Raw genomic sequence first — 14,815 nt, 5'->3', positions numbered from 1 at the left:
AAGTGCCGGCGTGGATCCAGCTCAATATTTCCGGTCCAACCACTGCGTTGGCTGGTTCACATAAGTCAGGCTCAGCAAGGAAATGATGACTAGGGTCAGATGTACACCTTGAATAGGCCCTTGCTTCATCCAGTAGCCGAACCAAAGTCCACCACAAAGGAAAACAAGCCATAGCGCCAAGAACATTGACAGGGCCAGATTTGCCGAGCGTAGAGCAGCATCATTCATTTCACCGCTCAGAGCTGTCCCCATCATCCGGAAAGCTGCCAACCATAACGCGCAGGCTGTAAGGACCTGCCAGACAACGACGACATAAAGAATGGTCTGCGCGGAGACTGTTTGCCATGCCCGCCACTCCAGACCATTGCCAAACAGCGGATCATCCGCCAGCAACCTCATCGACAACATTCTGTTAAGATGGATTATGTTCGTGCCAGAATCTGTGACGTTATTCAGCACTGCGATTGTCAGCCAAACAGCAAGACCTGTGAGAAGCACTGCACGCGGCAGAAGTTGCGCACTCAAACGCGCCATCACGCCACCTCGCTGCTGGACGAAACATTATCGATGAGAACCCAGTTTCTTTCGCGCGCCAAACGCTCAGTGTCAGGATTTCCAGCTACAATAGCCCCAGCACCCAGCAAAGAGATAAAAGGCTCATCGGAAGGATGGTCACCAAATCCGAAGCATTGTGTCGGATCGATAGAATGCTCTGCCAGGAACTCGGCAACGGCCGACGCCTTACCCGCACCAATCATGCAACGTCCGTCAATCTCTCCTGTGTATCGACCAGCTGCTGAAACCTGCAACCGTGTGGCGAGCACATGCTCGACCTTAAGATGTTCAGCAATCGATGCAAGGAAATCGCAGGCAGATCCCGACACGAAAACAGGTGCCACGCCCTGATGACGCAATGCCTTGAGCTGTGCAACACACGCAGCTATGAAAAACGGTCGCCTATCACTTTCCGAAATGCGACTTTGAATGTACGTGCGCGCGATCGACACGACGACATCGCGCGGCAGCCCACACAACCCTCTGTAGAAGGCACGATTGACCTCAGCACGGCTCCGGCCCTGCCGTCTAAGATCCTGGAGATGAGAGATAAGAGACGCTGCATCCAGAGAGGGGAGCCGCTCGCTCAAAGCACCCAACACAGTAAACATGGTCTTTTCAACGACCAGTGTCTCATCAACATCAAAAAAAGCAAATGCATGGGGCTTGCGTTTGGATACGCCGAAATCTGTCAGGGTCATACGGCGACCCTCCCCGGAAATTGGGTGGCTCTTTCATCCACCAAACTCTCCTCGGCGCGAGTAACAACAGCCTCCACGGCCTTGCGCGCCAGTTTCTCTTCCTTCGGTTTCAGCGATGCTCTCTCGAAAATTGTATATTGCACCGAGGTATGCGCCACCCGGCCCTGTTCCTGGAAAATCTCGATTTCAGCCGAAAAACTGGTACGATCATCACGGGGTTGGTCTACATCTGTCACTGTTTGACGGATCATCGAGTAAATGGGAAAGGCAAACTGTTCGAACCGTGTGTCCAGTCGATTGAAGACAACATATCCCCCGTGGGGCACACCCAAATGGGCGTATTGAGTTTCACCAACTGCAATGAACATCTGCCGCGTTGCTTCAATCAGCAACATGCCCTGAAGGTGCAATCCGGTGAGGTGATCGGACATAATTTCATTCCGATCATCCATAAGGAGATCCGCCTCAAACACATCCTGATCAACTTTGCGTGGCATGGAAATAAGTTGGTTTTCCGGATGGTGCTTGTGGCAAACCGTCTGTCCGGCTCGCAATCCATCCTGCTCGAAGTTGATGATCGGCACACCTTTCGCCTGACCCAGCACACGGATCACGCGCGCTTCTTCGTCACCCACTCCCTGACCAATCACAAAACCTGCGCCTGGCTCGTCCTGCGCCAAACGTTCAATTGCCATCTGAGCAGTTACTGCACCCGTTGCCTGAGCAAAATCAGTCAGACGATTTCCAACTACAACTAACATGGCTAGCCTCCTTTCCGTAAATCGAAAATTTCAACCATACGTTAGATGTAGATTGTAACAAGTTTTTGTAAGGATTTTTACGATCAGCAATTTATAGGTGTGCCCGCAGCTGAAAGCTCCCCTCGGCCGATCTACCACACCGCTTCTAATGGGCATCCAAACCATTGGTATGTTTCTGAAAACGGAGATTCCAAAATACGGACGCGGCGGCAGAGCCGATGTCAAAAAAGAAGTAGAGAAAACTTTACCAAACTCTCGATTGGATGCGCTGCGTTTGCAGGACTAAGTGATTTATGGCCTGAGGCCATATTCAGTGGAGACGCTCTGCAAAATGAAGGCTCCATTGAGGCCATGAAGGGAGTATCTCACACCTCCGGATCAAGAAGCCATTGGCACAATTATGAAAATGGAATGTACCTTCCACGCCATCGCTGCGACTGTTTCAACCCATCGGGCGCTGATGTCTTTCGCTGGCCATGAGCCAGTGCAAACATACGAATGCTAACGCAGTGCCCATGAGATATAGCGCGACGCGCTTTCACCCTCGTTCGCTGCACTACGCTTTCTGTATTCGCCAGGCGAGCTATCGAACTCCTGCTTGAAGGCGCGAGAAAAATGGTGAGCGTTTTTGAAACCACACGTTTCTGCAACCCGCTGTATGCTTAGGGTGGGCCGTGCCACAAGGATCTGGCGCGCCCTAGCGAGGCGCATACGCTTCAGGGTTTGCATCACCCCCCCTTGCGGCTCGAACAAACGATAGACGGTCGCGCGCGAAATCCCCAGCGCCTTCGCAACCTCAGTGCTGCTTAATGTGTGGTCGCTGATGTGCTGTTGTAAAAGCTTGTGAGCCGCCCGCATCTGAAGAAAATGTCGCCCCTCTTCAGACACCAAAGGGGTTTGGTGGCACGTGGGCGTCAGAACGTTTGCCAAGAGCTCCGTCAGACAACGTAATACGCTCGATACAGCTCTGCGGTCCATAAGCGGAGCGGTTCGCCGGAGTTCTTCAATCAATCCAACGAGCAAACCATGTTCGGCCCTCTCCTTGGAAATCCGGAAACTTGGATACCCCCGATCGACATCAACATAGGCTGACAAAATGTCTCTTTGAAAAACGAGAGTGCTCACCTCAAAATCAGTGTGATGGGTTTCGAAAGGCACTGTGAGATCGTGAAAAATCAGATCGCCGGAGCGAATATCGTCAATTTCCTTGAATGCCTTTATCTGGCTGCCGAACGCTTTCCGGAAATGCTGCAGATAGAAAAAGCTAATGCCATCTTTGCCAATGCGTTGGGTACTGCGTTGAAAGGAATGGGCATTGGCACGCAGATCACCAAGAACAACGCCATTGAAGAAAAGACCGGAGATACCGCCAGCAAAGGCCGCAAGATCATGTTTTGGACCACTGCAAATGACGTCCCCGGAAATTTGCTCATGAAACGCCTGCCATTGTCTCCAGTCAAAACGCTGAAGCTGGCTTTGCGAAACCATATGAAAGCTATCATTCAAAGGCATAGACATTTTTGTGTGGCAGTCTTTGAGGCGAATTAAAGAGCTAGCTCAGGCGCCACAACTTCTAGCCTTATCATATAGTTAATACAATATATAAAATTGTATTTAACTCAGAATGTCATGTTGCAAGAACGGTCGACAAACACTGGAGAGCCGACCGTTCTTCATGAAGCGCCATTACATCTTGGCGATCAGATTGAGGAACACACCAGAGTTGGTGTAGTTGAGATCTGTCAGGTCATCAGAGACCGTCCCCCATTCATAGCCGACACCGACCTTGAGGTGGTCACCGATGTGGCGATAGACGCCCGCAAGCGCGCCCGTCGAAACCGTGTCCGTTTCAACGCCATACAGAAGGCGCCCCTCCACCATGGCATCCCAGTTTTTCACGACATGCCAGTTCAGACGCAATATGCCCAGATGTGCGGAGGAATCCTCGAAATCATTAGTCCCCCGCTCGGCGACCTGTGAAATGCGATAGCCGTATTTACCGCCCAGTGTCAGTTGCTGCGTCAAGTCATAGTCAGCATCCACCGAGATAACATGGCTTTTTTGCTTGTCCCCTTCCGTTGACCCATCGACGGTCACTTGATCCGCGCCGGGAAGATCATGAAGGTACGAGTACTTGAAGAGCATGTTGAACTGCTCGCTCAACGTCGGGCGAATGGCATAGCCAAGTGTTGCTTTCACATACTCCCCATCGCGAAAGCTATTACCCAAATTGTCAGAGATGAGCGCATTAACACTCCCAAGAAGGCGCGCGTTCTCATTACCCCTGTACCCAAGGCCCGCTTTCAAAGCGTACGTGTCGGCTTCCTCATCCTGATCATCTCCGCGATCGCGACGGTATTCAAATCGAGAGTGCGCGCTCAGGCTATCCTTGGTTTTATAGGACACTCCAATGGAGAAGGCGTCTCGATCAATGTCGCCGTTATGACGGTCTCGAACCAGCCCGCTCTCAACGGATCCGCTGAAATTCCACGGCTCGGAAGGTTGATATGTTGCGCCAACAGTTCGTGTGGAGGAGTACCGATCACCAAACAGGTCAAACGCCGTCTCCCCAAATGAACTCAGCTTTTCGGAATGCTTTGTGCGGGCGCCAACAACAATCTTTCCCTTGTCCTCGCCAATAAGATCATAACCGTCCACCGTGCGTGTTGGGTCGAGCGTATATCCCACATACATCTCACGATCGTCCGTCTGCTTGTAAGTCAACCGTCCCGTCGCTCCGAGCCCGGTTGTTCCTTCTGTAACTTCCGCAGCCGCGAGCAATTTGTCGTTCAACTGCCATTCACCGCCGGCACCGTAGCGATCGTCCCGATCAAGACCGCCGGTGACATCCGCCGTAACTTGACCTAGTAACCAGACACGTGCGTCATCGTTGACAGAATAAGTCAATCGGCTACTCACATCAGTCCGCCGACCTGTCTCTTCCTCCTCTCCTAGAGTCTTTTTGTCCTCATATTCAACACCGGCATCCACGCTCCAGCTTTCAGAAAGCTTGTGAGACGCAATGACCTCCGCGCTACGCTTGCGATCCCCGCCGTCTTCCTCGTAGTTTTCTGCGGCCATACGCAAGCGAGTCGCGCTGGACACATCAATCGATGTTTCACCGCCAACAAGCAGTTGATCATGCGTAGCCGTTCTGTTCAGTGTGGCAAAGCCCGCCTCTATCCTTTCAAGATAAAACCGCGCCGTGCCTTTTTGCTGCAGGTTAAAATCCTCAAAGTCTAAAGACCCATCAACCCGGTACGCACGGGCCCGCTCGCCCTCAGCACCGGCTTCGTCCGTGAGGGTTAGACCGCCATCAGATGAAACTGTTCTACCGAAACCCGGTCCCTCAGTTTGCGCAACCTCGGCCTCAAGAAAGCTTCGCTCTCCCCATTCAACCCGCAGATCCGTGCTGAACATTTTCTGATCAGCGGTCCCCGTCCCTTCTTTCATGCCGGTTGCGCCCAATCGCAAGTGATCAGTCAGCCATGATTCAGCGCGCCCGCCCAAAGAGAAACCGTCCACATCACGAACAGCGGGGGTGTATTCATATTGTACAACAAGGTTTACGTCATAGTCGCCACCAGCCGATGGAACCAGACTGCCTATTGAGGAACTTGAACCCAATGGCTCGGCAAGAGAAATTACGCCCTGCAAATAATTAAGAGAGTAATCGACACCAGCTTGAAGTGACCGCGTTGCAATTACCCTTCCTGTATCTGGGTCAAGCACTTCGACGGTAACATTCTCAGACTGACCATTTACATCCTGTCTGGACAAGAAATAGATCGAGCCGCCGGTTCCTCTGAGAATATCGGTCTGGGGCAATGTATCTGGCTGAGCCGCGTAAACGACACCGCTCAAACGCGCCTTGCCGCTTTTTGTTCGGGATGGCAAGGCAGTGCGCACCTTGGCACCGTAAAGTTCGCGTGTGTTGTTAATCAGTCCGCCAGAGGAAAGGTCCGCCTTGAAGTCTCCCCACAATGCGCTCGTGTCGCCTTTTTCGGCTCGTAAGTAAACGCGACCCGATGTGGGCGTATCATCGTAGCTGCTGCTGTCATCGCCATAGGTTGGATAAAGATCATCATCGGAAAGCCGATCCAAAATTGCTTCGGGATCTTTCTCGTCCAGTCGGCGGAAAATATCCTCGATATCGCCCTCACCCGTATCTGCTGATGAGGTAATGGCCCACCCGTTCCCTGTTTTTCCAGAAATGTAGTAGGCAGCGCGTCCGTCTACATAGTTCCGCTCAAAGTCGGGCGTGTTTTCAGCTTGATCATCCTGCAGGCGATGACCTGCAGTAATATCGATGATGCCCACATAGTGCCACTGAGACGCCGGAATCTCGACGGGCCGGATAATCGACTTGGCTTCACCTTGAGAGCTGAAGTCCACCTCGACCAGTGCCGTTCCCACCGGCAAATTTCGAGTTACAGAGAACTCGCCTTGGTCATCGACTGGCACCGTTTCTCCCATGACTTTTACAGGTTGATCAGGGTCGGCACGACCAGAAACCGCTACCACGCCACCTTCAATGGGAATGTAACGCTGACGGATCGTTCCCGGCTCGACGCCCGGCATCATGGCGGTATTTACAGAATTCGGGAGCTCACTTGTTTCAAACGCTGCTTCTTCCGAAAAAAAAGGGCGAGCAAAGGTTTCGTCATAGCGACCTTGTTCGTCATAGACACGAAACACATAAGTGAGCGCCGTATTTTCCAGCTCAGGCAACACCCAATCAACGCTGCCATTGACGGGTGCGACTAGCGTTTCCAACAGTTCATCACCACGACCGCCGCTTTTCAGTACACGCAGCTCAGCCCGCTGGATGAAAGCAGGATAATTGCTCTCGGTCGTGATTGTGATTGTGGCACCCGGCTTGTAAGCTGGCGCTTCGGAACGAACAAACGTGCGAAGACTGCGGACCGGGTTGATGCCCTTATAGTTTACCTGAACCTTTGCAGGCGGGCCCAATTTGACCGGCTCCGAGATCTGTGCGGGTGAATTTTCTGAGGTCGCCGTACCGGGAGCTTCCATTGAAATCGAAAACCCCTGAGCCGCCAACTGCGCTTCTTCGCTTGCCGTCGCGAGCGCGGTTCCACTCAGCAACGCCGCAAACATGGCTACAGAGATCGAGTAGAACCGTTTCCCAGCACCTTTGTGGCAGGGATCTATACGCTTTTCTGCAGCCATTAGTCTTTGGTCCTGGAAATTATTACTTCAAAACTAGGAGTGTCTTTGGAATGCTCAGACCATAGGCCCCGAAGGAATCCCTCCAGCGCCTCCATTCGCCGCAAAGCAACCGGCGTTTCATCCGCGCCTTCGTAATTTTTCAGATGATATGTCAGTTCGAAATGGACCGGACCGTATCCGAGATTGCCCCCCAAACCCAAGAGTGCCTTTTTCAAGGCGGGGCTCAGCTCCGTCCCGACAAATCCATCCCGGTTCAAGCCAATGCGAGATACAGTTGCTCTCGCGGCACCAAAGTTCAGCTCAGTCATCTTACCTGGTGTCAAGCGGACAACACGCGGGTTCTCGGTGGTCACGCGATACCCTTCTGGCAAGGAGCGGGCATCCAGTTTCAAGATGAAGTTGGAGCCACGGTCCCTTGGCAACATGGCGCAAGCCACATGGAAGCGGCCATGTTTGTCCGTGGTGATGATGGTGCCATCGACGCCCGTCAGGCGCACAGATGGGATGCCGGGCTCGACTCTCGTGCCATCTGGAGGATTCTGGTAGCCATCCCGATTGCGATCATCGAAGACCTTGCCGTAAACATCCCCACAATCGAACACATGTTCCGGCAAAATCGAGACCGTGGCCTCGGCTTCTCTGGCCAACATTTCTCCCGAGCCAGCATCACGCAAACGCGCTTTGTTGGTGTGTTCACCAACATCAGCGGTGACCAATACCCGCGCACGCAAAGTGGCTGTCAAGGTGCCATTCGGTAACACTTCCAGATCCTGAAAGGTAACGAGGCGGCCTTCCACCTTTGGCGTGAAGCTTGCTCCCTCAACACGCGCAGAACCTTCGATGTAAACAAAATCTGACGGCAGTACGTCCACAAGATCCAGCGGTCCCGCGGAGGTCGACAGGCGGTTGGATATCTTCAGGGTATACGGCACTGTGGCTCCACGCGTCACAACAGTGCTTGTGGTCGTCTTGCTGATCTGCAATGCGCTTTCTTGGACCATCGGCGCCAACTCAAGAAGCGTTGGGTCATCAACGACGTTGCCATCAGCATCAAGTCCATCATCTGAGATATCCGAAACACCCGCCGGCGTTCCCGCTCCGCTTGGATAAATCGGGGTAGCCGTTGCCAAAACCTGATAGGAGGCACCCCGGTTGACAACGGTTGGAACAGTAATGGTGAAGGTCGAAGTAAATCGAACCGTCTCGCCAAGCTTCAATGTCCCATCATAGGCATCGGGCGGCGTTGCCTGAGCCAGAACAAGAGAGGCAAGGTCACCCGTTCCCAGCATGGCTACCTTGAACGGCTCCAGCGAGGCGCGTTTCACAACACCGGAAGAGCGATCCAGATAGATGGGGCCGCTATCCAGTACGAGCGGCACCTCATTTTCCAGAGTTTGGAACGTACCATTCAGATCCAGATCAAATAGGTCTGTATTGCCCTTGTTCTCAACACTAATTGTATAGGTGGCGAGATCACCGACGCCGTCGATACCATCACCATTGTCGGACAGTTCAAGAACAACGGTAGTCTCGATCTCATCAATCGGTGCCTGAACAACTGTCTCGGTAGCATCGGCACAAACAGATGGGGCGTCACGCCGACAGAGGCGATATGTCAATTGATACTGACCAGCAGGGTTGCCCGCTGACAGCGTGATGAAGCCTGTACTGGTATCGAGCGATAGTTCTGGATCCGTACTGACAACCGAGAGCGTTGCATTTGTTAACGTCGCCGGGTCGGCTCCTATCCTGTCGGATGCCAGAACACTTGTTGTAGTGCCTCCATCTTCCGTGAAGGTCCATGGCGCTTCTGACTTCGCTTCAATAAACACTATGCTGGTGGTGAGGTTTTCTGTATCGCTTACCGACTTGGTGCCACGATCGTAATAGCCAGTAGTCGTTGCCGAATTGGCCACAACCTGCGCCGTGACATCCCCTGCTGTCAGAAGGTAATCTCCAGAAAAGTGGCCCGTGCTGGTCTCGTCTGGCGCAAGCGTGATCGGACTTCCTGTCATCACGACACCAGTCAAGGTGTTGGTGATGTTAACATTCGACAGGGTAACACTGCCTTTGTTTGTCACCTCATAGTGATAGACTAGGGTTTCACCTGCTTGCCCCATACTCTGCGAAAGACCGGATGTATCGGCACTAAGAACGAGATCAATATCAGGCTTGATGGAAAGAGGTGTCACAACCGGACCATCATTGTCGTAAGTTGTCCCGACAAGGTCGCTCACATTTGAAGCCGATACTGCCTTGGCCTGCACCTTTGCCGTATTGGTGACTTGAAAGACATCGATATCGGCCTGAGTAACCGGATAACTGGCGGTAAAAGCGCCCACGACTTCTTGACCCGGTTGCATTTCTGCAATCGCAGTTGAACTCAGCCCTTCCACATTTGATCTGATATCGGTGACCAGAACATCTTTCAGGATCACATTGCCAGTGTTTTTGATGTTGTAGGAGTAGGCAATCTTGTCGCCAACTTCCGTTGGCGTTTTCAGAGCGCTTTCGTCAGGAACGACGACAAGCGCAACGGATGGCTGTTGTGTTAGTGGGGTCGTCAGAGGTGTGTCATTGTCTACGGCGGTGCCTGAAACATCGTTCAATGCAAAACCGAAAACATCGCTTGCACTGACACGCGCAGAGTTTGTAACTTCGCCCGCCTCGATGTCTGCCTGCGTCAGGGTGTAAACACCCAAATACCCCGAGTTTGTGCCTGCATTACCCGTATCCAGTGTTGTGAGCGGCGCACCCGTTAACACCAAACCGGTCTTGTCATTGGTCACGATGACGTTACGCAGTTCGATGTTACTCTTATTGTTCGCGCTGGCCCCGTTACGGCTGTAGACCTCATAGGAATAGGTGATCGTATCCCCAACCTCAGCCACTTCCGTGCTTGTGTTCCAGCTCGGCGTTGCCTGCATGATCAAGGAGAGACGGGAGCGATAACTGGGCAGTACAGGGGTCAGGTCTTGTTCACTGGCTTCTGTCGGATTGTTGTCATTGTCCGGGTCTGGGTTGGAGCCATGATGGCTCAGGTCGTCCAACAGGTTGTAGCTCGTATCAACCTGGCCGGAATAATTACCCTGCGCCTTTACTTCGGCTTGCAGACGATAGGTGCCAGGGTAGGCTGGTGTGCCCGGACGCAGCGGCTGAACCCGAACATGCACTTCCACATCACACGTTGCGGCCGCACCAATGGTTGCCCCGGTTACGACGACAGGATCGCTCTGACCGTTGTATCCAGAATTGTATCCACCACAACCACCGACGGAACCACTGCGATCGCGCGGCGCAACCGTTATGGCGTAGGAACCTGGATCAAGGTTGTCGTTAGCTGGGTTCGAGAGAGACACAAAGCTCCCAAATCGTGGCTCTGCGCCATTCAGAGGCAAAATGATTTGCGCATTTTGAACTGGCTCTTCGCTAAAATTCTCCACTCGCATCACAAGCCGCGTAGTGAAGGACCCATCTGCAGCGACCTCGGGATAGGTCGTGGAATACTCATCAAGAGCAATGCCGACACGTGCCTGCGGAATAACGGAGAAATCGTAGTTTGACCCAACCGTCTCCTTGGCCACAATGATACCAGTAATCTCGCGAGCACCTGCCACAACACCATCATCTGATGGATTGCGGGCAGGAATGGGCAGCGCGTCTGTTCCGGCCACGATGTCGCCGACAAAAGCCTTGCTATCGAGCAAGAACTTTGAGCCTGATACGTCCTCCCGCGTCAGGGAGTACGTCCCGCTCAACACATTTGAGAAAGAATACTCACCGGCGCTGTTTGTCGTGGTAGTTCGGTTGACCGGATCGCCATTTCGGTCCGTGCCCGTTAGGGCAATCTCAATATCGCGCGCTCCGATATCATTATTGTCGTTCAGATCGTTTTCATCGAAATCCATGAAGACCATGCCTTCGATTGTCGATCCAACGACCCTCACCGCACCCTCTCTGGTGTTATTGTTTTCGTTCACATCGCGCGATGTCGTATCCAGAGTGGCCGTGTTTTTGATGGAACGCGGAAATGTGGTGACATTGTCAATGTACACTGGCACCGAAATCTTGAATTCAGAACCCTTTTCTACCGTGCCGAGCGTGCATTCGAACGAACGCTCATTTGACGCAACTGAGCAGGTCGACAAGGTTGTGCTCCCTTGAATAACCGATACAGTCGGCTCCGCGGCGGGACCTCCAACCAGATACATCTTGTTGGGCAAACTGTCTTTTACAACGACGTCGTCCGCCTCCTGAAACTGCGCTTCGTCCGCAAACCTCACGGTAATATCGTAGGTAAATGGTTCACCGCGCTCGACGCGTTCGGGGCTGGCAGTCTTGCTGACAACTTCACCATCTACCCGCGTAACAACTGTCGTCGTTTCGTTTTCACTGTTGTTACCAGCAAGACGGTCGGCTCCGTCGCTTATGGCAGGAGAGCTCAATATTGCACTGCTGCTTGTCGGCCCCTTGGCCTCGGCCAAAGCAGTGATCTGCAGGCTCATGGTATCTCCTGCATCGATCCGATCAAAAGTACACACCAGTTGTCCGCCGACCTCTCCACCAGTCGGCTCGGACGAGCAGGCTGCTGCGCCGGGGCTTACCCGCTGAAAACTGAGGTTTTCTGATGGCATATTATAGGTGACCGTGACGTCCTCAGCGAAAGAAGGGCCCGCGTTGCGAACGGTCACATCGAAGTTCATCTCACTGCCGATATCGATAGGATCGACGTCATCCTGACTGTTAACGATCAAATCCAGTGCAGGTTCGGCCTTTTGCATCAGTGTCAGACTGTCCTCGTTGTTGCTGAGGTCCAAATCTTCCGTCGAGCTCACGGCCTGCGCAGAGGTTTCGAGAGTCAGGTCTGATGCCTGTCTAACGGTTTCGAAGTAGACGCTGTAGCTTTTCGCTTCACCGGAAGAAACAGTCGCCAAATTGCACTCTAATTGGTCGTTGCTCCCCGCCACTATGAGCGCATCCGCTGTCGGTGCTGTATTACAAACCGCTCCAGCGACACGCTTGAAATGGACACCGGCGGGAAGGGTTTGTGTCACGACAACATCGTCGGCTGTATTGACGTAGCGAGCCGTATTCGGGTTGGCGACGGTTACCTGATACGCATATTCGCGGCCAGCTATTGGCTCCATCGTAGAAGCCGTTATCTCAAGCTCAACATCAGTGCGGTCAATCGTTGTGTATGTCGCAGTGGCTTCTTGATTTCCCGTCACCAGATCCGGCAGGTCTCGGGCTTGGGCAAAAGCGGTGACTGTAAGGGAGTTGGGGCTGCTCGCTGGTCCATCCCCGGGTAACACAACCGCCCGAATGATCGGACAATCCACTCCGGCTGAACATGGTCGCAGTTCTGTCAGCGTGCAGGTCAGTTGGCGGCCACGTGCACCACTGCTTGAGTTTACACAACTCCCCTCTGAAAACCCGCTGGTCTGGGACCCGGGAACAACTGTTAGATCTTGGAATCCGGCACCCGCCCCACCACTTCGATTATTCAAAAGGTAGGGAAAGTCAGCCGAAAAAACCACATCGCTAGAGGTGTTGGGCCCCGCATTGACTACTTCCATTTTTATGGTTTGCGGGCTGCCTGTAACCACAGGATTCACAAGGGCAGTGGCATTTACTGAAATGTCCGCGGCGTCCGGCACCTCAAAGCTGGATACGGTTACATCACCCGAGCCATCCCCATCTGGCCAATCGACAGCACGGGCAGTGGCCAGGTTCGTAATCGAACCTTCCTGTTCAAAACGCACGACCAGTTCGAGCGGTGCCGTCGTTGCGTCCGGCTCCAATTGCGAAGTGGAATGGTCGCGGCTGCAAGTCAGGCTTGGCGATGACAGAGGGGCTGAAGCAGAGGCCGTTGGGCTACATGTCCACCCTGTCCCGGAATAACCACGAAACTGAACACCGGAAGGTATTACATCGGTTACGACCAGTTCACCATCAAATGCAACATTGCCGTCATTCCGAACCTGGATCTCATAGGTGTAGTCGTAGCCGTCAGCACCGCGGCTGACTACAACAATACCGTCGGTTGCCAGCACTCGCCCATTGTCGGAGATGGTCTTCTGTAGGTGCCAACGCACATCCGGGCGCTGCAGGTCCTGACTGATCGTAGCCGTATTGTTTGTAAGATCCAGTTCCGTCGGTCCAGTAGAGCTTATCGTCGCCGTAGTCGGCACAGCGTCCTTCAGGCGGTAACTGGGCGCTGAGGGATCATCAAGCACCTCAAGCTCAAGGCGGACACTGCCTAGCGCCGCCGAGTTTGGTGCACTGCTCAACCCTGTCGTTGGACGCGTACATACGAACTCGCGCAAATTCAACGCGCAAGTCCACCCACCAGACACACTTGTCCATCCGCCCGGCGCTACACCGTAACCCTCGGGTATCACACTGCGTAGTTCAAGAGTTTCAGGGGCATCCCCCTGATAGGAAGCAGTCAAAACAAGGCTGTTCGGATAGCCAAGAATCCCGATCGGTTTGGCATCTGCAGCAATTGACACATCCGTGCCCAGCGAAACACGGGTCTCGGTTGATGCCGAGTTATTGCCAGCAACCGGATCCGTTCCGTTTACGGCGCTGACTGTTCCAGAAATCTCAAGAAGGGGCTCTGACCCCGCCGAACTGCCAGCCTCCGTTACTCGCCCAGTAAATGTGACACTATACCGAGGTGGGTTCACGTCTCCCGCCGTGCTGGCTGCGATGTTCCCAAAAAAGGTACATTCATATCCGCCGGATACGCGCGCACACCCCGTTGGTATGCTGGAGAACTCAAGACCGTTGACTTCCGGCACAAACAGCTTCCAATTGCTGGCTACATCGGGACCGCGATTTTCTGTTGTAAAGACATAGGATACGCTGGAGGTCGACGGGGCGGATACGGGCCCTGTGACCTCAAGAGAGAGGTCAGTCACTTCCGGCTCTGGAGGCTCAACCGGGCCCGGGCCCGCCTCGATTGTTGTTGGCTCAGTATGACTGTTGTTTTCAGGGACGGGGTCGTTCGTTGCCGGAATTTCCGAGAGGAAGTTGATGATCCGCGCCGTTGTGTACTCTTCATTCGCTTGCATCGTTACCGTGAAGGCAACAGCACCAAAAGCTTCAAGCTCAGGAATAGTACAAGAGACATCTTGCGGGCCAATGGCGGGCAATGCGGTCCCACATGTCAGACCTGAGACCTCAACCAACTGAATGGTCGAGGGGACAGAAAGACTGATCACAGTCTCCGGTGACCTTCGGTTTTCACCATCAGTCGGTTCGTTTGTCACCACGACGTCATAGGAGAAGTAGTCACCAGCCTTGGGCATGGTACCACCAGTTGACTCCGCATTGTCCTTAACGTTCAGGGTCCAATCATAAGTATTGCCGGGCTCGGCGTGAGCCGCCGGCGAAAGTGATGGGAACAAAGCACTGGCAAAAAGGAGGCTGATACCGAACTTGGCGACAGAAAAGGCACCACAACGCGACCGTCTCACAACGACTATCTCTTTCAAATTAAATGTAAAATTTGAATAGAGAATAATTCTATTAGAATTTTAATTAAACGCTGTATGACTCCCGTTAACCATTTGAGACGATTGGCTACATCACTGGCAGGTT

General features: G+C 53.2%; 6 protein-coding genes. All 6 read right to left on the bottom strand.

The window, feature by feature from the left end:
• Positions 1-21: 21 nt before the first annotated feature.
• Entirely contained in the window at positions 22-534 is a 513-nt protein-coding gene (locus tag G512_RS20565; protein ID WP_051269177.1) for a DUF2165 family protein, read from the bottom strand.
• On the bottom strand, positions 534-1,256 hold the full coding sequence (locus tag G512_RS22090) for an HAD family hydrolase (RefSeq protein ID WP_051269176.1): 723 nt from the start codon (positions 1,254-1,256) through the stop codon (positions 534-536). The genes G512_RS20565 and G512_RS22090 overlap by 1 nt, the downstream gene beginning before the upstream one ends.
• Positions 1,253-2,017 carry an AfsA-related hotdog domain-containing protein gene (locus tag G512_RS22085; RefSeq protein WP_051269175.1) on the bottom strand — a complete coding sequence of 255 codons (765 nt, stop codon included), beginning with the start codon at positions 2,015-2,017 and terminating at the stop codon, positions 1,253-1,255. Before G512_RS22085 ends, G512_RS22090 begins: the two co-directional genes overlap by 4 nt.
• A gap of 501 nt (positions 2,018-2,518) precedes the next feature.
• Positions 2,519-3,505, bottom strand: a complete 987-nt coding sequence (locus G512_RS0109345) for a helix-turn-helix domain-containing protein (protein ID WP_162143369.1) — start codon at positions 3,503-3,505, stop codon at positions 2,519-2,521.
• Between the two features lie 198 nt (positions 3,506-3,703).
• Positions 3,704-7,210: a TonB-dependent receptor gene (locus tag G512_RS20550; protein WP_051269174.1), complete on the bottom strand. Its 3,507-nt coding sequence runs from the start codon at positions 7,208-7,210 to the stop codon at positions 3,704-3,706.
• Positions 7,210-14,691, bottom strand: a complete 7,482-nt coding sequence (locus G512_RS0109335; RefSeq protein ID WP_028481491.1) for a DUF7507 domain-containing protein — start codon at positions 14,689-14,691, stop codon at positions 7,210-7,212. The genes G512_RS20550 and G512_RS0109335 overlap by 1 nt, the downstream gene beginning before the upstream one ends.
• Positions 14,692-14,815: the final 124 nt, after the last annotated feature.

The organism is Pseudovibrio exalbescens DSM 16456, from assembly GCF_000422785.1.
Lineage (GTDB): Bacteria > Pseudomonadota > Alphaproteobacteria > Rhizobiales > Stappiaceae > Pseudovibrio > Pseudovibrio exalbescens.
Note: the sequence above shows the minus strand (reverse complement) of the source record. Positions and strands in the feature narration are given on the sequence as shown.